This is a genomic window from Aliarcobacter vitoriensis (assembly GCF_003316695.1).
Taxonomy (GTDB): Bacteria; Campylobacterota; Campylobacteria; order Campylobacterales; family Arcobacteraceae; genus Aliarcobacter; species Aliarcobacter vitoriensis.
The window spans coordinates 69,292-91,184 of record NZ_PDKB01000009.1 but is presented as its reverse complement, the minus strand read 5'-3'; the positions used below and the strand labels follow the sequence as shown (position 1 = coordinate 91,184).

The following is a 21,893-nucleotide window of genomic DNA, read 5'->3' as shown; positions in this document are numbered from 1 at the left end:
AGTATGCAATATTTTGGAGAGATTCAAACTAAATATGAAGAGGTGTTTTTAACTCAAAGTTATATGTATTTTAATGAAGAAGGTCAAGAAATATCTTCTAAAGAGTTAAAAGATATGATAAAAACAACAAAAGATAGAAAGAAAAATATCATAGGAACAGTTTTTATATACAATCCTGTTGTTACTCCTATTGGATTTGATTCAAACAAAGAATTGTTAAAACAAAATTTTGAAGATTTTGATAAATTCATAGAACTAAAATGTGAAAACTATATCACAGTTTTTAAACAAGCTATGAATGAGCATTGTAAAGGTAAAATAGTAGAAATAAAAAACCTATTTAACCTAATAGAAGCTCATATTGATGCTTCAAATTTATTATCAAAATTTAATGAAGATTTAGAAAAATACAACTCATCACAAAATACAGAGTTTGATAGAGATATTATGTATCTTGATGCACAAAATTTTATCCCTTTAGGAAAATTTGTATATTTTTGTTGGGGAGATAAATTAAATGTAAAAGAGTTTCCTAATATAGTAGAATATGCAAAAACAATTTATGAAAATAGCCTAAAATTAGGTAAAAAAGTAGCCTTTGTATATAAAAAAGAGAAAACAATAGATGAAAGTGTAAAATACTTACAATTTTCAAATCCTATGCAAAATATAAAAAGTAAAAACTCTATTTCTTTTGCTATTAAAAAATCTTTTGATGAGTTTCCACCTGTTCCAGCTTTTTATGAATAATTTTCATAAAAAGCCATTTATTTTTAGCTAATTTTAATTTTATAAAGTATATAATTCCGTCCATTTAAATTATTGGGGTATCGCCAAGCGGTAAGGCAACGGTTTTTGGTACCGTCACTCGAAGGTTCGAATCCTTCTACCCCATCCAATTTTTTGGGTTTTTTATTTTTTATGGTGAGGTTGGAGAGTGGTCAAATCCTGCGGACTGTAAATCCGCCGCCTACGGCTTCGAAGGTTCAAATCCTTCTCTCACCACCACTTTTAATTTTGCGTGGTTCGATAGCTCAGTCGGTAGAGCAAAGGATTGAAAATCCTTGTGTCGACAGTTCGATTCTGTCTCGAACCACCATCTTACTTATGCTTTTAAAGTTATGATAAAGTCAGCTCCAGTAAAATTTTTGTTTTCATATTTAAAACTTATATTTTCAGCTTTAATACTACCATTTAATTGCTTTTCAATAATATCTTTTGTCATATACAAACCTATTCCTGTACCATCACTTTTTGATTTTGTACTAAAATATGCTTCAAAAATCCTATTTATAGACTCAGTTGATATACCACCAGCATTATCTTTTATAGATATTACGATATCTTGATTGATTTTTTTTACATCTATAAATATATATCTATCATAATCTTTTTTAATAAGTTCATCTCTTGAGTTATTTAATATATTTATAAAGACTTGAATAAGTTGATTTTCATAAGAGAAGATATTTATATCATCTATATCTTGAATAATATTTATATTTTGTTTATTAAATTGTGATGATATCAAATTAAGAGCTTTATTAAAGCTATCTTGTATAAAAAACTTGCTTTTTTCTCTATTTGGTTTAAAAAAATCTTTAAAATCATCGATTGTTTGTGATAGGTGATTTGCCGAAGAGTTAATTTTTGCAATATATTCTAAAAATATTTCATCATTTAAAATATTCATCTCTTTTTGTATCTTCATAGCACTTGCAGAAGTTGTTATGATGGATAAAGGTTGTCGCCATTGATGAGTAATATTTCCTATCATTTCACCCATACTTTCCATCTTAGTTTTTTGGTATAACATCGATTGATTTTGTTCAAGTTCTTTTTTATAATCTTTTAATATTTTTTCAAGATATTTTGAAATATATTTAGATATTAATAATAAACCAAAAATTAAAATAGCAAATATTAAAGTTATATTTTTTATATAAGAGCTGTATTTCTCATCATTTTTCTCTTGTAATTTTTCTATGCTATTTATTATTTCATCTTCATAAAACCCAGCCCCAATAGTCCAATTCCAATTATATACACTTTTTATATAACTAATTTTTTTTCTAGTTATATTATCTTCATTTTTTTGTAAATAAGAATAAAAACCTTCATTATTCTTTGCAAACTCTACAATATCTATTGTATTATTATTTTCATCTTTTAAAATTACATTTTCTTCATAGTGTTTACCTATCAAATCTTTATTAATATGCGATAATAACTTCCCATTATTTTCCATTACAAATAAATATCCATTATCTTTAAACCTAATCATACTTATATATTCTAATGCCTGTTGCTGAACAACTTTTTCAAAATCCTCTATATATTCACCGGTACCTATTACTACATTAAACGGTTCCAGATATTTATAAAATGCAATTTTTTTAGCTGCTTTTTTTGTATTTGGATTTTGCCAATAATATTCATCATATCTTTCAGTTTTATTTTTTATTGTTTCAACCATAGTTTTTACAAAAGAATAACCTTTTTCATCTAGGTGTTCAAAATAGTTTTTATCTTCATTTTCTTTATCTATAGGTAATAAACGTTTATTTCCAAATTCATCATCTATATAAAAATATCCTCTTCCATCATTAAATCTAACTTTATCAAGAGCAACTTTGATTAACTCAAAAATCTCATCTTTACTCTTTGTATATTTATATGTTTCATAAATATTTGTTGCTATTTCATGAGCTTCATAAACTCTATCTTTTATTGATTTTTTTAAATATTCTTCTGTATTTGCTTGTAGATATCTAATATAAGTATAAACTCTAATAACTTCTGCTTGAATGTTATCTTTACTATCACTAAGGAATTTGGTTTCAATAGCCTTCTTTTCCTCTTCATAAGTTTTTTTACTATCGAAGTATATAAATATCACTATAATAAAAGAGATAAATAAAACTAAAAATGTTGGAGCAAATTTAATTAACCGTAATAACCTATGTTCTCCAGAGTTATCCATATTTTCACCTTAAAATTTAAGATAAGATTATATCAATTTTTTTTTAAATATAATCTATAATTTTACAAGTAATATTTTGTTATAATCGCCGTTTATAATACTAATTAAGGATAACAATGTCAAAAATAGGAATAATAGTAGCTAGTTCAAATAATAACCAAAAGTTGGCAGTTCAAATACAAGATATTGCAACAAAGTTACATTATGAAACAGAAATAATAAATTTAGTAACTTATAACTTACCACTTTATAGTACAGTTGAAGAAGAAACAAATGGAATACCTGAATCTGTTTTAGATTTAGCTACAAAGATAATGGATTTAAAAGCATTTATTATAATTGCTCCAGAGTACAATGGAGTTATGCCACCAGTTTTAAATAATGCTATGGCTTGGACTTCAAGAGCAACAAAAAATTGGCGTGATGCTTTCAATGATAAAGTTTTAGCTCTTGCAACTCACAGTGGTGGAGGTGGTCAAAAAGGACTTCAAGCTATGAGAATTATGTTTCAACACTTAGGAGCAAATATATTAGCTAGAGAAATATTAACAAACTATGAAAAAGGTCTTAATGAGGACTCAGCAAAATCTATCTTAGAGAACTTAGTAAAACTTTCAAATGCTTAAGAGAATCATCTCTTAAGCTCATAAATATTGTAATTGAATTGTTATCAAATTATGCTAGAATTCATTTATGAAAGAAAAAGTATATGTTTTAGATACAAATATCATTTTACAAAACCTTCAAAACCTCTATAAAATATCTGACAATAAATCCAATCATATTGTTATTCCTGAAACAGTCCTTCTTGAATTAGAAGATAAAAAGAAGCTAGATAATGAATTAGGATACTATTCAAGAGAGTTTGCAAGATTATTAGCAAATATGAAAATAAAAGAAGTTGATTATAAAGTTGGTTTTAAAGTCGTAAAACTTTTTAATGATGAATTAAATTTGAATATCATTGCAAAAGATAGTTATGATACACAAATAGAGCAATTTCATATTTCAGAATCAAATGATAAAAGAATTATTGAAGTTGCAACTATATCACAAGAGTATTTTAAAGGATACCAAACTATCTTTTTATCTTTAGATGTATATGCTAGAACTTTTGCACTATTTAAAGGTATTAAAACTGAAACTTTACATGATGACAAATCAACTGTTCCAAATTTTAATTTCTTAAAAAATATAGAGTTAGATTCATCACTATTTAATAGTTTAGATAATAAAAATATTCTTTTAATTGATGAAGAGTACCAAATAGAAAATTTTTCATATTCATTTGAAAGTAGTGATGGAAATAGTGAATATGCAATAATTACAAATCAAAAAGTTGATATTTTAAAAGATAGTGATTTTAAAGCATTAACTATAAAACCAGTAAATATTAAACAAAAACTATTTTCAAAAGCTATTTTATCAAATATGTATGATTTACTTGTAATTGATGCAAAGGCTGGAAGTGGAAAAACTTTAATGTCTATTGTTTGCTCTATGAGATTAATTGATTTGGGTTTATATGACAAAATAGTTTATGTAAGAAACTCTATAGAATCTCTTGATAAAGGTGCCGAAGTTGGATTCTTATCAGGGAATGAAGAGAAATTTAGAATTTATAATATGGCATTATATGATACTTTAGAATTTATTGCTAAAAAACATCTAAAAAAAAGTGAAAATAGAGAAAACCAAGAATCAATTAATTCAAAAATTGATGAACTAAAATCAAAATATATTATAGAAACTCTTTGGCCAGGAGAAGCACGAGGAAGAACTTTAAGTGGTGCTATTGTTATTATGGATGAGTGGCAAAATAGTAGTGAAAAAACAACTCAACTAATTTTATCAAGACTTGATGAAAGTTGTATGGCAATAGTTATTGGTTCAAATAGACAAATAGATAATTTATATCTAAACAAATATAATAATGGTCTAACAACGCTTTTAAAACAAACTTCTTATGCACATACTGAAATAAAAATGTTTGCAATAGAACTAGATAAAGCAGTAAGAGGTAAGTTTGCACAGTTTACTGAAAGAATTTTTGAAAAAAGAAAGGATTAAAAATACAAAATAGATTAATAAATGACACTATTTACAATCATATTGAATATACAAAACTTGAAGATAAATTACTTCAAACAAAGATTGTAAATAGACTTCAATTCATAACGCAAAATGCTTTAGCATATTTTTCATATCCATCAATTACAACAAAAAGATTTATACATAGTTTAGGAACTATGCATTTAAGCTCATTTATGTTTAAAAATGCCTTATTAAATGCAGATAAAAAAACAAAAAATAATTTTCTAGCTATATCAAAAAAAGCTATTCAAAAAATTATAAAAGATGAAAAAATACAAATCAATATAGAAAAATTGGAATACTTTGACAATAAAGCTTTATATCAATTTACAATTCCTACAAAATCAAATTTTCAAAGAACAACTTATACAATTTTATTGCAAACTATAAGAATAGTTGCACTACTTCATGATGTTGGGCATTTACCTTTTTCACATCAAGTTGAGTATGCTTTAAAAAAAATTTATGAAAAAATAAAAGCAAAAGAAGAAAATAAAGAAATACTTTTAAAAAAAGAGTTAATATTCAAAGATAATTATGAAAAAATAACAAAAAACTGTAAGGATGTTTTACACGAAGCAATAGGTGAGAAGTTTTTGAAACTTCTATTTGATTATGAATTAAATGAATTAATATTTAAAACTCAAGATAGAGAATATCTAAAGCTCATAAAAACATTGGCTTTAAAAATATTAGAAGAAAAAAATGAAGAAAACTTTGATTTTGGCATCTTGCATAAATTTATAGATAGTACAGTGGATGCTGATAGACTGGATTATATAAATCGTGATATGTTGGCAAGTGGTTATATAACTGGACCAAATGATCATTTAAGAATTACAAAACAAGCTGTTTTAGTAGAACAAAATAACAAATTTCATTTAAGTTTTTTTGATATGAGTTTAATAGATATTGAACATATGCTTGAAATGCGATTTAATCTTTATAAAAAAGTGATTTTTAATCATGGTATTGCAAAAACGGACTCTTTGCTTGAAAATGTAGTTCAATATTTATCTTCAAAATATTTTGAAGATAAATATGAAGATGATAAGTTGTCAAATTCAATATCTATGCTTTGGAATTTTGAAAACACAAATAAACAAAAAGAACTCGATACAATATCTATGTTGGATGAAAATTGGTTAATATCTTTATTTAAAAATAAATATTTTGATATAAAAAATAAAGATTATTTAAGCCAAGAAGATAAAAAATATCTGTTTTGTTTTGAAGAAGTTTTATTTGGTAAAAAAAGATTTAAAAGTCCTTGGAAAAATTTAAATGAGTTTTATAAAGTTTTGGATTTTTCAACGGTAGAGAGATATAAATTTAGAGAAAGTTTCGGATATATAACTAAAAATAGATTAAATAAACTTCAAAATGAATTAGATAATATTATCAAAAAACATGAAAAAGAAAATTTGTTTTTTGCTTATCAAATAGTCTCTTTTAATCTTGGTATTGAAAAAGATTTCTATTTGTATGATGGTGATGAACTTATAGATATTGATGAAGTTTCAACTTTAAGAAAAAGATTAAAATACTCTATGAGAAATACAGTTCCATTTTACATATATTCAAATAATATCATTTTATCAGATGAATTAAAAATTGATTTAAAAACTATATTATTTAAAATATTTGAAGAAAAAGTTTTAAATGAATAATATTGTTAGATGCTTGCTTCTGGCTCTTTTATGTAATAGCCTTGTACATAATCAACACCCAACTCTTTAACTTTATCAAATATCTCTTTACTTGATACAAATTCAGCAATAGTCTTAATTCCTTGATCCTTGGCAAATTTTATAATCATTTTAACGATATTTTCATTACCGTTATTTACTAAAATATCCTTAATCAAAGAACCATCTATTTTTATATAATCAGCATTTAATTTTATTAAATACTCAAAATTAGAATATCCACTTCCAAAATCATCTATCGCAATTTTACAGCCAAGACTTCTAATCTCTTCAATAAAATTATTTACTATTGAGAAATTTTTTATCTCTTCACTCTCAACAATTTCAATTACGACTCTTGAACCAAAACCATAAACCTTAATCGTATTTAGAATATATGAAGAAATAATCTCATTTGATATATCTTGAAAAGTAAGATTTATAGAAAATTCATACTCATTATTTTTAAAATATTCAAAAGTTTTCTTAACCATCTGTTTTGTAAGTTGTAAATATTGCCCAGATTTTTTAGAAATATCTAAAAAGAAAAAAGGTGGTACAACTTTTCCACCATCATTTAATCTCATCAAAGCTTCATATTTTTCTATTCTCTGCGTTTGAATATTATAAATTGCTTGGAAATATGGGAAAACTCCATCTTTTTCAAGAGCTTTTTTAATTTTTTGAGTCCAGAATATATTTTTTTCATAATCTTTTTCTATATCAAAATCTTTATTGTATATTATATTATTTTTATTTCTTTTTGAATATTTTCTTATAACATTTGCTGTTTCTAAAAGTGTATCTTTTGACTCAAATGAAAAGCTCTGATTTAGTTGCAAATATATCTCTCTTCCTCTTGCACTAAAAGGTTTTTCTGTTAGCTTTTTTGTTGCTTTGCTTACTTCTTTTATAAATTCATTTTGATCAACATTAACTGATAAAATTGCAAAAATATCAGCTGTCAATCTATAAACTTCATAATTTTTTTTATTTATAAATAGATCTTCAATTGTTTTAGCAATAAGTCTTAATATATTATCACCTATTTTATAACCAAAAAAATCATTTATTTCACTAAAATTATTTATATCAATCAAAGCAATTACTGGATTATCTTTTTTTGCGATATCTTCTATAAGTTTATATCTACTTCCTATTTTTGTAAGATAATCTTCTCTTAAAATCTTATTTAATTCTGCCGTTTTTTCTACTAAATCTGTTATTTCATGTCGTATTGCTACATACTCAAAAATTTGACCATTTTCATCATAAATTGGTGAGATAATCGTATTTATATGATAAAAAGTTCCATCTTTCTTTCTATTTTTTAGATTTCCTCTCCAAACATTACCACTTTTAATAGTTTTCCATAAATCTTTAAATACTTCATCATCTTCTTCAGCTCTTAAAATATTGTGTGGTCTTCCTAATATCTCTCTTCTTGAATATTGAGAAACTTCACAAAACTTATTATTTACATAAGTAATATTACCTTTTAAATCAGCATTTGAAATGATATTTGATGTTTTTGTAGCTTTATTGTACTGTCTTAAAATATTCGCTCTTACACTAAGTTCTTTTAATTTTTTTTGTAATTTTTTAATATTTCTTATTTTAGCTATCAATAAAATAGTCACTATAAGTAACAATAAAAATAATAAATATTCTAAGATAGTAAACAAATTTTTTCCTAAAGCTTTATAATTATAGTTATTTATAAAATTGAAGAACTATTATACTATAATTTTAAAAAAAATAATAAATTTTAAAGGACATTTTTGGATTTATCTACTTTTAGAGCAAAATACACAACAAAAAATATAGATATAAAAGATTTACATCAAAATGCTCTTAAACAATTTGAAATTTGGTTTAATGATGCAATAGAAGAAAAACTTTTGGAACCAAATGCTTTTTCTCTTGCAACAGTTGGAAATGATATGATGCCAAGTATAAGAACAGTTTTACTAAAAGTTTTTGATGAAAAAGGATTTGTTTTTTTCACAAATTATGAAAGTAAAAAAGCTAAACAAATAGAAGAAAATCCTAAAGCAGCTGCTCTTTTTACTTGGTTGCAATTAGAAAGACAAGTAAAAATTGAAGGTTCAATAGAAAAGATTTCAAAAACTGAGTCTTTAAAATATTTTTTATCTCGTCCTAAAGGTAGCCAACTGGGAGCTTGGGTATCAACGCAAAGCCAAGTTATAAGTTCAAGAGCACTATTAGAACAAAAATTTGATGAAATAAAAAGAAAATTCTTAAATAAAGAGGTACCATTTCCATCTTTTTGGGGAGGATATATTATAAAACCTCTAAAAATAGAGTTTTGGCAAGGTGGAGAAGATAGGCTTCATGATAGATTTTTATATGAACTTCAAGAAAATAATAGCTGGAAAATTTCAAGATTAGCTCCATAGCTATAAAATATTACACTTTGTAATATTTTTTGCTACTTTTAAAAAAATTTAGTAAAATCCTTAAAATATAAAAAGGATTAGAATGATTTTAGGGAAATGTCCAAATTGTGATGGAGATGTTATAGCCATAAATACAATTGCACAAAATCAAAAAGTTGTTTTATACACTTGTGAAAACTCAAAAAAAGAACATGATGATAGCTTTCAATTTGTATATACAAATGATTCTACTTGCAACTTTAGAGTATATTCAAATGTTTTTTTAAAGTGGAATAAAAAAGGATTCTCAAAATATGAGATGAAAAGCTTACTAGATAATGGAAAAGTAGCAATTAGACTTTATAGTAAAAAAATAAAAGGTGAATATTTTAAATATGCTATGCTAGACAAAGATTATGGAGTATCTATTTTATGGGATGAAGAAGTGCAATAAAGTTTTAAAAAAACTCTATTGCATTTTTACCTTGTTTTTTAGCACTATACATAGCAGTATCAGCTTGTTTTATAATATCTTGAACACTAACGCTAGAATCACTAAATAATGTCACACCAATGCTAGGAGTTGATATATTTTTATGTCCATTTATGTGTGTTATATTATTTAATGTATTTTTTATTTTTTCAGCTAAATAACTTATATTTCTTCTAGCATCATCGCTATTATTTCCTATGTTATCCAATAAAACTATAAACTCATCTCCTCCTATTCTTGAAACTGTATCTTCATCTCTTAAACACTCTTTTATCTTCTTTGCAACCGTTATAAGAAGCACATCTCCCATATCATGCCCCAAAGTATCATTTACAGCTTTGAAATTATCCAAATCAATAAATATTAATCCACCAAAAATTTTATGTCTTACAGTTTTTGTAATAGCATGTTCTATTCTATCCAATAAAAGAAGCCTATTTGGTAATCCTGTAAGATTATCGTGAGTTGCTTGATATTCTAAAATTTTCTCTTTATCTTTTTGCTCACTAATATCCATATATTGACCAAGATAATTCGTAATTTTCTCCTCTTCATTTTTTATAACTGTTATTATACTTCTTAAAGCAATAATATCCCCATTTGCTTTTTTGTTATAAACATCTCCACTCCAACTACCATTTATTTTTAGATCATCCCACAAACTTTCAATAAATTTTCTATCTTGGTGCGCTGTTTTAAACATTCTTGGATTTTGCCCTAAAAGTTCCTCTTTTGAATAACCCATAATTTGACAAAATGCCTTATTTACTTTTACTATTGTATTTTTATTATCTGTAATAATCATTGGAGCAAAAGAATCAAATGCAAAAGATGATAGTTTTAGCTCATTTTCTTGTTGTAATCTTATATCTTCATAATCAATTTTTTCTAAACAATTTGCAATACCAAAAACCAATTTATCAAACAGTATCTCTGCTTCTTGATCAAAGAAATTAACTTCTTTAGAATAAAGTAATAATACTCCTACAACTTCATTGAATTTTTTAATAGGAAAAGTAGCCATTGAATTGATATTAAACTCTTTTGCTTTATCATAACATATAGATACATTCTCATCTTTAAAATTATTTATAACTATATTTTGTTCTCGTTTTATAGTTTTAGAAATAAGATTTTCTGATGAAGAATCTTTATTCTTTATGATTATCTCTTTTAATTCTCCATCTTGTGCAATAACTTGTTTATTTACACAATCATATATAAAGCAAAATGTCAAATCTTTATTGTCTTTTAAAAGTTCACAAATTTCTATATATAATTCATCTTTTTTAAATGTCTTTGTTAAAAATTTATTTGCTTGATTTAATAATTCATATATATTTTTATGTTTTTCAATTTTTAAAGCTGAATCTTGTTCATTAAAAATAATATTTCTCAATATGAAAAATAATGGAATTAGTGTAAAAAAACAAAAAAATAAGAATATATAACTAATATTTTTTTCAAGATTTATATTTTGTTCATGATGAGACAACTCTTTTTGAATAGATATAACAGTAAGTTCCGCCAAAGATGATAATTTTTCTATATTATTTGCATTTGAGTTAAAATAATCATCTAATCTTAAAATATTTTGTGAATAAGAGTTTGTAGAATCCTTAAACCTTAGAAGAACCAAAGTTTTTATGATTCTTTTATTTACTAAATTAAATTTATTTGTTATATCTTCGCTTGATACAACTAAATTAACTATTCTATCTCTTAATTCTTCTAATTTAATGAAGTTATTATCTAAATCTTCAATATGTTCTTTCCATTCAAGTTTCCACGGAAAATTATTTAAGGTAATTTTTAATTTATCAAAATACTCTTTTGTTATATCTTGTTGTTCTTTTAAATTTTTATACAAGTCTTTTGAGTTTAAGTAATTTAGTGATAATATTTTTTCTTTTTCCAAAGATATCATCAATCTTTCAGCACTTTTTAAATAATCAAATCTAAAACTATTATTTTCAAATTCTTGAGTAAGTTTAATTTTTTCATAAACCATTGTAGAACTAAAGAATAAGATCCCTAAAATTGGTATCGTAAAAATCAAAACGATTTTTGTAAAGAGTTTATTTTTAAACAATGCAAATTCCCCTTTGTTTAAAATATATGTATAATATCATAATCTTATAATTATTTTTCAAAAATATTATGAATTTTACCTTTTATTTTAGTTTTTTGCAACTCATTTAAGGTAAATTTAACCTTTTCTTTTTTTATTGCCACATACGAACAAAAATCTAAAACATCAATTTTACCTATATCATCTTTATTAAGCCCTATTCCAGCAGTTAAGCTTCCTAAAATATCAGCTTTTCTTAATTTATGTTTTTTTCCACTATTTATATATATTGTTCTAAAATCACTATCTATTTTAAAATCTTTATTATCTTGTATATTCTGTACATCTTCAAAATTTATATCACTAAATGTACTTTTAAAAATATCAAGTTTGTCATCTTCATTTTTTGTGTAAAAAGTTACTGCACATCCACCTTTTCCAGCTCTTGCAGTTCTACCAATCCTATGAGTATGTATTTTTTCATTTAAAGCTAAATCATAATTTATAACTAAATCTATATCATCTATATCCAAACCTCTTGCTGCAACATCACTTGCTATTAAAATAGGATAAGATTTATTTGAAAATAATACAATAGTTTCATCTCTTTGTTTTTGATCTAAGTCAGAATGTAAAGTTAAAACATCAAACCCTAAATCATACAAATCATCAGCTAAAGTTTCGCAAGTTTGTCGCATATTACAAAAGATTATTGTTGAACTTGCATTATTTGTAGAGATTATTTTTGAGATATATTCAATTTTATCTCTATTTTCAATATTGTAAAAAGTCTGTTTTATAAACTCTTTTTTTTCATTTTCTATTTTTACAAAAGTATGGTTTTTCATAATTTTTGAAGCCAGATTTTCAATATTTCTCTCATAAGTTGCACTAAAAAGTAAAGTTTGCCTATTTTGTGGTAATACTTCTACTATTTGTTCTATATCATCATAAAATCCCATATCTAACATCTTATCAGCTTCATCTAAAACAAAATAGTTTATATTTTCTAAATTTAGATTTTTCTCTTTTATATGTTTTAAAACTCTTCCTGTTGTACCTACAATAATATGAGCATTGTGTTGAAGTGAAGCAACTTGAGGTTTAAATGGAACTCCTCCACACAAAGTCAAAACCTTTACATTATGAATATGTCTAAATAATTTTCTAAGTTCATTTGCTATTTGATTTGATAATTCTCTTGTAGGAGCTAAAATAAGTGATTGTATAGTAAATCTTTTAACTTCTAATTTTTCAACCATAGGAATACAAAATGCAACTGTTTTTCCAGAACCAGTTTTGGCTTGTGCTATGATATCACTTCCAGATAAACTCTTTTCTAAACTAAGTTCCTGGATAGGTGTTAAGTTTTCATATCCTAAAGAATTAAGATTTTCTATAAACTCTTTTTTTAATTTTAGTTCTTTAAACTTCACTATTTTTTGCCTTTTTTCGTTTTTTATTAAAGTTTGAAATAAGGAAAAATATAATCACAAAAACGATGATTAAACCCATATATTGGAATTTATCTGCTAAACTCATCAAAAACTCACCAGCAACAAAACTAATATATCCAATAACACAAGCCCAAAGAATAGAAGCCATTATATTTAAAATCATAAATTTATAAGGATTATACTCTGAAACTCCCATAACAAGTGGTATTAAAGTTTTAACTCCATAAATATATTTTTGAATAAATACTATAAAAATTCCATATTTTTTTAGTAATACTTTAACCAATGCTATTTTTTTAGTATGGTTTTTCATCATATCTTCTACATAAGCTTTATTATATTTTCCCATATAAAATAAAAACTGGCTACCAATAAAATTTGAAACTCCTGCTACTGCAACGCAAATATATATGTTCAAATCTCCAGCATAAGAAAATGCTCCAGCAATAGCAAGAGCCAAAAATCCACCACCAAAAGAGTACAAAAACAGAGCTATATAACCCCAATCTTGAATAAACTGTTCCATTAAATTTCCTAAAATTATTCTTTACATAAAAGTAAACATTTTATCTAAATCTATATTTATTTGTGCATAAAGTAGTTTTATATTGCTAGTTTGAAGCTAATCTAAAATAATTATTTATCGCATTGTTTTTTGCTAAACTTATATTTATATCCAATATTATATTTTCATTTTTAGGAAATTCATAATTATAAGATTTCTCAAAATTTCTTAAAAGATTTTCATATAAATCACCTTTTGTATCAACTATAAAAATCTCTTTATACATTTCATAAATATATATAATATGTAAATTGTAACTTTTGTTTACTCTATAAATATTAAACTCATAGTGAGTATGTACTTTTTTCTCCAAATTTTCAAAACTATTTATTTTTAAATTATCTTTTAATAAATCTAAAAAACAAGAAAAAGCTTGAACATTCCAAACAGCATCATTGTAAGTATGGATATACTCCAAAAAAATATCATTTGCTTTTAAGGTATATGCTTCATAGACATATGAATCGTGTCTAGTTTTAATTTCTATATTGTATAGTGTAAAATTATAAAAATTATCAGTTGAGATTTTGAATTTTAAATCATTTTCTTCAAGACTAAAATATGGGATTGAAAGTTTGGTAACGGTTTTAAAAATATATTTTAAAAATTTAAATAAAGCTTCAAACATAAAAATCTCCCCAAATTTTTATATAACTCTATCTAAAAAACCCTCTTTTCGCAAGTAGTTAATAAAACTGCTAATTTATAAAAAATTAGCAGTTAAATCTGTTTTAAACTTATAGTGCTTTAGCAGTTATTTTTGTAAGTCTTTTTGCAAATGCAACTCTATCACTTATCTCAAAACCTTCACTAATTTTTGCTAAATCTAGTAAAATCCAAGATATATCTTCAATTAAGCCCTCATCTTTTGTATCTTTTAGTTTTTTCACTATTTCATGATTTGGATTTATCTCTAATATTGGTTTGATTTCTGGAACTTCTTGTCCCATTGATCTAAACATATGTGCCATCGCAGCCATTTGAGCATCTTGACTATCTTTTGTAATACAAGAAGCAGATTCAGACAATCTATTTGTGATTTTTACATCTTTTACATCATCATTTAGTTTCTCTTTTATTTTTGAAACGATATCTTTAAACTTCTCTTCGACTTCTTTTTTCTCTTCTTCATTTATTTCAACTTTTGGAGCTTCACAAGTTGTGATATCTTTAAATTCCCACTCTTTAAATGCCCCAATTGCAGGAGTTATAATCTCATCTATCTCTTTATCATCAAGTATTAAAACTTCAATATCATTTTTATTGTAGCTTTCAAGTAGTGGAGAATTTCTTAAAACTTTTTCATTTTCTCCAACAATGTAATAAATAGCTTTTTGTTCAGAATTTGCTCTATTTTTATAATCTTCAAGTGAAGTTAATTTTTTATCTTCTGTTTTTGTTGATTTATATCTTAAAAGCTCTAGAATAGCCTCTTTATTTGTGTAGTCTTGATAAACTCCCTCTTTTAAAGCACGATTATATTGCTCTATAAATTTAGAGTATTTCTCTTCATCTTTTGAAAGTTTTTTGATTTCAGATAAAATCTTTTTAACACTACTTTGTTTGATATTTGCTAAAATTCTATTCTCTTGTAAAATCTCTCTACTTACATTTAAAGGTAAATCTTCACTATCAATGATACCTCTTACAAATCTTAAATATGTAGGTAATAACTCTTTATCGTCATCAGTAATAAATACTCTTTTTACATATAGTTTAATTCCACTTTGATAATCTGCTCTATACATATCCATAGGTGCAATTTGTGGGATATAAAATAGTGTTATGTACTCATTTACCCCTTCTGTTTTTGTGTGAATTGTAAGCATTGGATCGCTACTATCTTGAGAAATTGATTTATAAAAGTTGTTATAATCTTCATCTTTTAATTTTGCTTTTGGCTGAGTCCAAAGTGCTGTTGCTTCATTTATTTGTTCGTGTTTTCTTTCAGTTTTTTTCTCTGGAGTTTTTCCAGCTTTTTCATCTTCTTCGCTTAAAGTTTCACTTACTTCTTCATCATAGTTTAAGAAAATTGGATAAGCAATATGATTTGAATATTTTCCTACGATATTTTTTATTCTATATTTACTTGCAAACTCTCCTGCTTCTTCATCTTTTAGTTTTATATAGATTACTGTTCCAGCACTCTCTTTTGTGCAAGGAGCTAAATCAAACTCTCCAGAGCCATCTGAACTCCATTTGTAAGCTACTTCTTCCCCTGCTTTTTTAGAAATAACATCTACTTTATCTGCAACCATAAATACTGAATAAAACCCTACTCCAAATTGTCCAATTAGATTTGAATCTTTTTTCGCATCACCTGTTAGTGCTTCTACAAAAGATTTTGTTCCAGATTTTGCAATAGTACCAATAGAGTTTATCATATCCTCTTCGTTCATACCAATACCATTATCAATAATAGTAAGTGATTTATCTTTCTCATCAAAAGATATATTTATCTCACCTTTCCAAGAAGCAAAGCTATCTTTTAATTTTTCATCTGTTAGTCTTAAATAGTTTAATTTATCTATTGCATCACTTGCGTTTGATACAAGTTCTCTTACAAAAATCTCTTTATTTGAGTATAAAGAGTGTGTCATTAAATGTAGTAGTTGCCCTACTTCTGTTTGAAATTGATGTTTTGCCATATTATATTTCTCCTATAAAATTTGAATTTTAAAAAGGAATTTTAGTGATAACTTTATTAAACTTGGCTAAAGTTTTAAAAATATTTAGCACTTTTATAGATAGAGTGCTAATTAATCACAAAATCAATACTTCCACAGTTCATATTTTTCATAATATTTTGAAGCTTCAGGGCTTCCACTATCCTTTGATTTTTCTATATATTCTTTTGCTTTTTTCATATCTTTTTGCACACCTTCACCGTTATAATACATAATTCCAAGTGCATTCATAGATTTATAATCACCCAAAGATGAAGCTTTTTCAAAATACTCGATAGCTTTTTTATAATCTTTTTTTTCATCACTTATATAAATCATCCCCAAATTGTGCATAGCTTCGTGAATACCTAAAGAGGCTGATTTTTCATACCATTTTATAGCTTCATTTATATTTTTTTCTACATCAATTCCAATATAATATTTATTTGCTAAGTTATACATAGCATTTGGATTTCCTAAATTTGCTGATTTTAGATACAGTTCAACTGCTTTTTTACTGTTCCTTTCTACTCCTAAACCATCATCATACATAACTGCAAGATTATAAATAGCATTCAAATCGCCTTTATTTGATGCTTGTTCATACCAATAAAAAGCCTTTTTATCATCTTTATCTGCACCAATTCCACCAGAATAAATAAGTCCTAAGTTATACATAGCTTTTTTATTGCCAAGTTTTGCTGACTTTTCATAGTTTTTTATGGCTTGAGTATAGTTTGCATTTTTATAATCTCTTGCACCTTCATCAAAATAATAAGTTGCACTATCCCAAGCAAATAGATTTAATGATATAAATATCATCAAAATAAGCGATTTTTTTAACATGGTTTTTCCTTTTTAATTCTACATATTATGTAGTTTATGTTTAATAATTCAACATTATACAAATTCAATGTTTAAATTAACAACTTAATAACTATATTATGTTGAATATATCAACTGTTGTTTTATAAAGAAGCTATTTGTAATCTAAAGCCAAAAAGTAGGTGATTTATGACTCAAAGGGATATTGCAGGATATTTAGATATAGATAGAACAACTTTATATAACTGGAAAAAGAAAAAACCAAATCTTTATAAAACTATTATGCTTGGGCTTATGGTAGAAGAGATTATTGAAAAATCTGAAAAAAGTTTGGAAGAGTTAAAGGAACTAAAAAAAGAGTTTGAAACTAAAAAATAAAATATAAAAAATAAATATCTAGTTTATATGAGTATATTATACTCCTTTCATTCTGATGAAAATTTTTTTACTTCTTTGCATTTAATTTTATCACCATTGAATATTTATATAATAAATATTCATTTCCTCCTTGTATTTTGTCTTAAAGAAATAATAAATTGATAAATAAGGTAGGCTATAGTTACTTTATAGATTAAACTAGAAAAATTTAATTCATCTTTTCCTGTCATTATAGAAAAGGGGTTTAAATTATTACTAAAGCAGTATAAATTAAAATCTCTAGTAGAAATACTATAGACTCCAAAAGAAAACATCATAGTTAATAATATTGATATAAAAGATATTTTTTTATATAAATATATTTCACAAAAACTAAAAATTAAAATGTTGAAACTAAGTATTAACGGTATTGTGTAGTATTCATCAGAAGGTTGTCCTCCAAAAGTCTTTAAATGAGAATAAAAAAATGTAAAATTAATTATCCAAAATAATGCCAATAACCAATTTTGTGAATGATATGATGATATTTCATGAAATTTAAATACCAACCATTCCCAAAAATTTGATTTAATATCTTTTTTTAATTCTTCTTCTCTTTTTTCCATTTCCAATTTATAAAACCTATTTGATTCAATAATATTATTTGCATTATCATAAAAATTTTTTATGACACGAGCTGTCTCTCTGTTTACAACATTAATATCTTTAGGTTCTTTATCTTTATCAACTTTTACTTTTGTAATATTTAAAAAATTAGCTTCATCATTGAAAATACTATCTCTAAGATTTAAACTACCCTCTATAATCGTATCTCTAAATATTGCTTTACCCCAAAACTTTACATACTCAAAAGCTACATCACACTTAAAATGAGTTTCACTAAATACTGAAATACTCAAAAAATCTGTACGTTCAAAATCTACTTTATGAAATGTTGTTTGGTAAAAATCTGCTAAATCTTGAAATCTTGTATTATAAAAACTAGCATTTTGAATATCATAAAATTGTATTTTTACTTTACCATTAAATGTAGATTCTTTTAAATTTAATAAATCTAATTCAAAAGTATCTCTCTTTTTATATTGTTCTTTATTTAATAAAAAGTCTTCTTTTATGATTGTATTATGTATTGTCAATGATTTTAAAGTATTATGTTTTATTATTAGTTTATTTATTTCTTTTTTATTATTAGATATATATATGTTAGGTACATCACTTTCTATATAAAGAAAATCTATTGTAGCACTATTTATGGATACAATATCTGCTTTAGTATCTCTTAAGAAACATATTCCTTTTTCAAAGTCACAACTCGAAATACTTATTTTTTTAAACTGTGTACCCATAAATTTTATATCGTATTCTTTCTTACTTCCAACTGTACTGAATTTTGAAGTGCAAAATTTAACATCTTCATGAAATATTGTATTTTCAAAATCTTTTTCATCATCATAGTTTATAAAATTTAATATAGAGTTTTCAAAAATAACCTCTTTAAAAAAGTTAACATTATCAAATGAAACTTCATTGAATTCTGTATTTATAAAACTACACTTTCCCTGGAACTTAACTTTATTAAAACAAATAAAGTTTTTAAATTTATAATGATTAAAATTTACATCATCTAAAAAAACCGAATTTGTAAAATTAATATTAACCTCAACTATAAACTCAGGTTGTTTTCCATAACTCGCTAATCCTTCAAGTTCATATTTGACAAAATTAAACTCTTTATTTCCTAACTCATAATTGGAAGTTTCTGTTTTATTATCTAAATAATATATATCTTCAAATTGAGGAAATATTACATTGTTAAAATCAAGCATATTATTTTTTTTATGAGATACTTGAGTAATTAAATCTCGAATTCTTTTCCAAAAATATCTTATCTTATTTTCTGACTTTATCCAATTTTTTGAATTATGCTTAATATCATACCAATCATCTTTTTCACAATGTAAAATACATTTTTCAGCATCATTTGTTAATTTAAATTCTTTATTATTAAATACTTTATCACATACACTACATCTATACTTTATATTTCCCAATGAAAAACCTTTTTAGAAAGTAAAATTATTTTATCAAAATAAAATCAGATTTTCAACCTAAATAAAATTATTTCATTTTAATTTATTTATAAATATCATCTCTAAAAAAATATCTTCGACAATTGCTTCAATGTATCTCATAATCTATAATAGATAATTTTTGAAGGAGAAACTTCTTTTCCCTCTTTTCTTATACTATTTAGCAAATTTTAGATTTCTTGTTGTTGTAACGTATCATAAGCACTTTTTAGTCTTTCTTGCTCTTCAATATTAAGTATTACAGCTTTAAGTTTATTGTTTATTGTTTTTTGATATTGCAAATTTTTCTTTTGATTTATTATCAATACCATTTAAAATAGTTGAAAAACTTCTTGAAATATCACTAACAGATATAATTTCATCTCTTTATCCAATATAATAATTAATTTAGTTTTTTATTGTATAATTTAAAAAATTATTTTAGGAGTTTATATATTATGAGTTTATCAAAAAAACTATTAGCAGAATTTATAGGTACATTTTGGCTCGTGCTTGGTGGTTGTGGAAGTGCTGTATTAGCAGCAGGTTATCCAGAACTTGGTATTGGATTTGTAGGAGTTTCACTTGCATTTGGTCTTACAGTTTTAACTATGGCTTATGCAATAGGACATATTTCTGGTTGTCACTTAAATCCAGCAGTTTCTGTTGGGCTTTTTATGGGTGGAAGATTTAGTTCAAAAGAGCTTATTCCATATATTATTTCACAAGTTTTAGGTGGTATTGCTGGAGCATTTATTTTATATCTAATTGCTAGTGGAAAAGCTGGTTTTGATGTAACTGCTGGTTTCGCTTCAAATGGATATGCAGAACACTCACCAAATGGATTTAGTTTAGTTTCTGTTTTAATAGCTGAAGTAGTTATGACTTTTATGTTTTTAATGATTATCTTAGGTTCAACAAATAAAAGAGCTCCATCTGGATTTGCTCCTATTGCTATTGGTCTTGCTTTAACTTTAATCCACTTAATCACAATTCCTGTTTCAAACACTTCAGTAAATCCTGCTAGAAGTACTGCTGTTGCAATATTCCAAGGTTCTTGGGCTATTGATCAATTGTGGTTATTTTGGCTTGCTCCAATAGTTGGTGCAATTATTGCTGGAATTGTATATAAATTTTTTGAAACAAAAGAAAACTAAAAATTCAATCCCTACTTTGGGGTTGAACTATTGCATTAAAAAAATAATAATTAATTTATAAATTATATTCAAAACGGTATTTTAATTGCAAGATAAGATAAGATAAGATATTAACTTATTTTGCAAGGAAACTATTTGGATTATAAAAAGCCTACAATACTTATTGTCGATGATATGACAACAAACTTACTATTACTATCTGATTTATTACAAGATGAATACGAAATAAAAATTGCTAAAGGTGGCACAAAAGCACTAGAAATATTAGATGCTCCAAATAAAATAGATTTGGTTCTTTTAGATATTGAAATGCCAGATATAAATGGATATGAAGTTTGTAAAAAACTAAAAAATAACAGTAAAACAAAAAATCTTCCTATTGTATTTGTTACAGCAAAAAATAGTGAAGAAGATGAAGAATTTGCCTTGAACCTTGGAGCTATTGATTATATTACAAAACCTTTCAATAAAGCTATTGTAAAACTAAGGTTAAAAAATCATATCAATCTTAAACTAAAAACTGATTTGCTAGAACAATTATCAATGTATGATGGTTTGACAAATATACGAAATAGAAGATTTTTTGATGAAGCTTTTGAAAAAATTTTTCTTGAAACAAAAAGAGAAAAATCTACTTTAGCCGTTTTGATGATAGATATAGATTTTTTTAAATTATACAATGACAACTATGGACATGGCAAAGGTGATGAAGCTTTAAAAAAAGTAGCATTTGCTTTACAATCCACTATAAAAAGACCTTCTGATTTAGTAGCACGTTATGGAGGAGAAGAGTTTATAATAGTTTTAAAAGATATAAATAAAGAAGGTTTAAAAACAGTTGCAAACAACCTTTTACAAGCAGTAAGAGATTTAAAAATCACTCATAATTTTTCAAAAGTAGAAAAATTTATAACAGTTAGTATTGGAATTTCTTATTATTCTTCAAATTTTGATATTATGCGACTCGAACTTTTAGTAAAAGCTGATGAAGCTCTATATAAAGTAAAAAATAGTGGTAGAAACAATTTCTTAATAACGGAGGTTTAGT

General features: G+C 24.9%; 18 protein-coding genes and 3 tRNA genes. 12 read left to right on the top strand and 9 right to left on the bottom strand.

The window, feature by feature from the left end; all coding sequences use genetic code 11:
* Window positions 1–3: 3 nt before the first annotated feature.
* From CRU91_RS06600 to CRU91_RS06585, 4 genes are all read left to right on the top strand, one after another.
* Window positions 4–750 (top strand): hypothetical protein, encoded by a 747-nt coding sequence (locus tag CRU91_RS06600; RefSeq protein ID WP_113894430.1) that lies wholly within the window; start codon window positions 4–6, stop codon window positions 748–750.
* A gap of 73 nt (window positions 751–823) precedes the next feature.
* Window positions 824–898 (top strand) — tRNA-Gln (locus CRU91_RS06595).
* Between the two features lie 25 nt (window positions 899–923).
* Window positions 924–1,008, top strand: a tRNA-Tyr gene (locus CRU91_RS06590).
* Between the two features lie 15 nt (window positions 1,009–1,023).
* Window positions 1,024–1,099: transfer RNA gene (locus CRU91_RS06585), tRNA-Phe, on the top strand.
* A 6-nt stretch (window positions 1,100–1,105) separates the two neighbouring features.
* Here the strand turns inward: CRU91_RS06585 and CRU91_RS06580 are convergent.
* A complete protein-coding gene (locus CRU91_RS06580; RefSeq protein WP_113894429.1) occupies window positions 1,106–2,983 on the bottom strand; it encodes a sensor histidine kinase in 1,878 nt (625 codons plus the stop codon).
* Between the two features lie 116 nt (window positions 2,984–3,099).
* Between CRU91_RS06580 and CRU91_RS06575 the strand changes: the two genes are divergently transcribed.
* The 3 genes from CRU91_RS06575 (at window position 3,100) to CRU91_RS06565 (ending at window position 6,747) form a co-directional block, all read left to right on the top strand.
* The gene (locus CRU91_RS06575) at window positions 3,100–3,609 is read left to right on the top strand and encodes an NADPH-dependent FMN reductase (protein ID WP_113894428.1); all 510 of its coding nucleotides are present in this window, start codon (window positions 3,100–3,102) and stop codon (window positions 3,607–3,609) included.
* Window positions 3,610–3,676: 67 nt separating this feature from the next.
* Complete coding sequence (locus CRU91_RS06570) at window positions 3,677–5,053, top strand: PhoH family protein (protein WP_113894427.1); 1,377 nt, start codon at window positions 3,677–3,679, stop codon at window positions 5,051–5,053.
* Window positions 5,054–5,232: 179 nt separating this feature from the next.
* Complete coding sequence (locus CRU91_RS06565) at window positions 5,233–6,747, top strand: HD domain-containing protein (protein WP_235826967.1); 1,515 nt, start codon at window positions 5,233–5,235, stop codon at window positions 6,745–6,747.
* 5 nt (window positions 6,748–6,752) lie between these two features.
* On the opposite strand, the gene CRU91_RS06560 is transcribed toward CRU91_RS06565, so the two are convergent.
* Window positions 6,753–8,450 carry a bifunctional diguanylate cyclase/phosphodiesterase gene (locus CRU91_RS06560; protein WP_235826966.1) on the bottom strand — a complete coding sequence of 566 codons (1,698 nt, stop codon included), beginning with the start codon at window positions 8,448–8,450 and terminating at the stop codon, window positions 6,753–6,755.
* Between the two features lie 96 nt (window positions 8,451–8,546).
* Between CRU91_RS06560 and pdxH the strand changes: the two genes are divergently transcribed.
* Window positions 8,547–9,185, top strand: a complete 639-nt coding sequence (pdxH, locus tag CRU91_RS06555) for a pyridoxamine 5'-phosphate oxidase (protein ID WP_113894424.1) — start codon at window positions 8,547–8,549, stop codon at window positions 9,183–9,185.
* Window positions 9,186–9,267: 82 nt separating this feature from the next.
* Complete coding sequence (locus CRU91_RS06550) at window positions 9,268–9,618, top strand: hypothetical protein (protein ID WP_113894423.1); 351 nt, start codon at window positions 9,268–9,270, stop codon at window positions 9,616–9,618.
* A 4-nt stretch (window positions 9,619–9,622) separates the two neighbouring features.
* On the opposite strand, the gene CRU91_RS06545 is transcribed toward CRU91_RS06550, so the two are convergent.
* The 6 genes from CRU91_RS06545 to CRU91_RS06520 all read right to left on the bottom strand — a co-directional run bounded on the left by CRU91_RS06545 (window position 9,623) and on the right by CRU91_RS06520 (window position 17,262).
* Window positions 9,623–11,749 carry a diguanylate cyclase domain-containing protein gene (locus CRU91_RS06545; RefSeq protein ID WP_113894422.1) on the bottom strand — a complete coding sequence of 709 codons (2,127 nt, stop codon included), beginning with the start codon at window positions 11,747–11,749 and terminating at the stop codon, window positions 9,623–9,625.
* A 50-nt stretch (window positions 11,750–11,799) separates the two neighbouring features.
* On the bottom strand, window positions 11,800–13,164 hold the full coding sequence (dbpA, locus tag CRU91_RS06540; protein ID WP_113894421.1) for an ATP-dependent RNA helicase DbpA: 1,365 nt from the start codon (window positions 13,162–13,164) through the stop codon (window positions 11,800–11,802).
* The gene (locus CRU91_RS06535; RefSeq protein WP_113894420.1) at window positions 13,154–13,711 is read right to left on the bottom strand and encodes a DedA family protein; all 558 of its coding nucleotides are present in this window, start codon (window positions 13,709–13,711) and stop codon (window positions 13,154–13,156) included. Before CRU91_RS06535 ends, dbpA begins: the two co-directional genes overlap by 11 nt.
* A gap of 85 nt (window positions 13,712–13,796) precedes the next feature.
* Entirely contained in the window at window positions 13,797–14,378 is a 582-nt protein-coding gene (locus CRU91_RS06530; protein ID WP_113894419.1) for a hypothetical protein, read from the bottom strand.
* Window positions 14,379–14,487: 109 nt separating this feature from the next.
* The gene (gene htpG, locus CRU91_RS06525; protein ID WP_113894418.1) at window positions 14,488–16,398 is read right to left on the bottom strand and encodes a molecular chaperone HtpG; all 1,911 of its coding nucleotides are present in this window, start codon (window positions 16,396–16,398) and stop codon (window positions 14,488–14,490) included.
* Window positions 16,399–16,521: 123 nt separating this feature from the next.
* Window positions 16,522–17,262, bottom strand: coding sequence for a tetratricopeptide repeat protein (locus CRU91_RS06520; protein ID WP_113894417.1), 741 nt, complete (start codon window positions 17,260–17,262; stop codon window positions 16,522–16,524).
* Window positions 17,263–17,430: 168 nt separating this feature from the next.
* Between CRU91_RS06520 and CRU91_RS06515 the strand changes: the two genes are divergently transcribed.
* On the top strand, window positions 17,431–17,619 hold the full coding sequence (locus tag CRU91_RS06515; RefSeq protein WP_113894416.1) for a hypothetical protein: 189 nt from the start codon (window positions 17,431–17,433) through the stop codon (window positions 17,617–17,619).
* A 119-nt stretch (window positions 17,620–17,738) separates the two neighbouring features.
* Here the strand turns inward: CRU91_RS06515 and CRU91_RS06510 are convergent, their stop codons facing one another.
* On the bottom strand, window positions 17,739–19,670 hold the full coding sequence (locus CRU91_RS06510; protein WP_113894415.1) for a pentapeptide repeat-containing protein: 1,932 nt from the start codon (window positions 19,668–19,670) through the stop codon (window positions 17,739–17,741).
* Window positions 19,671–20,146: 476 nt separating this feature from the next.
* Here CRU91_RS06510 and aqpZ point away from each other — a divergent pair, with 476 nt between their 5' ends.
* Window positions 20,147–20,845 carry an aquaporin Z gene (gene aqpZ, locus CRU91_RS06505; protein WP_113894414.1) on the top strand — a complete coding sequence of 233 codons (699 nt, stop codon included), beginning with the start codon at window positions 20,147–20,149 and terminating at the stop codon, window positions 20,843–20,845.
* 135 nt (window positions 20,846–20,980) lie between these two features.
* The gene (locus tag CRU91_RS06500; RefSeq protein WP_235826965.1) at window positions 20,981–21,892 is read left to right on the top strand and encodes a GGDEF domain-containing response regulator; all 912 of its coding nucleotides are present in this window, start codon (window positions 20,981–20,983) and stop codon (window positions 21,890–21,892) included.
* Window position 21,893: the final 1 nt, after the last annotated feature.

Excerpts from the sequence above, each read along its gene's own strand:
- CRU91_RS06600 (WP_113894430.1), top strand. The coding sequence starts at position 4 with ATGCAATATTTTGGAGAGATTCAAACTAAATATGAAGAGGTGTTTTTA.
- CRU91_RS06580 (WP_113894429.1), bottom strand. The coding sequence starts at position 2,983 with ATGGATAACTCTGGAGAACATAGGTTATTACGGTTAATTAAATTTGCT.
- CRU91_RS06575 (WP_113894428.1), top strand. The coding sequence starts at position 3,100 with ATGTCAAAAATAGGAATAATAGTAGCTAGTTCAAATAATAACCAAAAG.
- CRU91_RS06570 (WP_113894427.1), top strand. The coding sequence starts at position 3,677 with ATGAAAGAAAAAGTATATGTTTTAGATACAAATATCATTTTACAAAAC.
- CRU91_RS06565 (WP_235826967.1), top strand. The coding sequence starts at position 5,233 with ATGCATTTAAGCTCATTTATGTTTAAAAATGCCTTATTAAATGCAGAT.
- CRU91_RS06550 (WP_113894423.1), top strand. The coding sequence starts at position 9,268 with ATGATTTTAGGGAAATGTCCAAATTGTGATGGAGATGTTATAGCCATA.
- CRU91_RS06535 (WP_113894420.1), bottom strand. The coding sequence starts at position 13,711 with ATGGAACAGTTTATTCAAGATTGGGGTTATATAGCTCTGTTTTTGTAC.
- CRU91_RS06530 (WP_113894419.1), bottom strand. The coding sequence starts at position 14,378 with ATGTTTGAAGCTTTATTTAAATTTTTAAAATATATTTTTAAAACCGTT.
- htpG (WP_113894418.1), bottom strand. The coding sequence starts at position 16,398 with ATGGCAAAACATCAATTTCAAACAGAAGTAGGGCAACTACTACATTTA.
- CRU91_RS06520 (WP_113894417.1), bottom strand. The coding sequence starts at position 17,262 with ATGTTAAAAAAATCGCTTATTTTGATGATATTTATATCATTAAATCTA.
- CRU91_RS06515 (WP_113894416.1), top strand. The coding sequence starts at position 17,431 with ATGACTCAAAGGGATATTGCAGGATATTTAGATATAGATAGAACAACT.
- aqpZ (WP_113894414.1), top strand. The coding sequence starts at position 20,147 with ATGAGTTTATCAAAAAAACTATTAGCAGAATTTATAGGTACATTTTGG.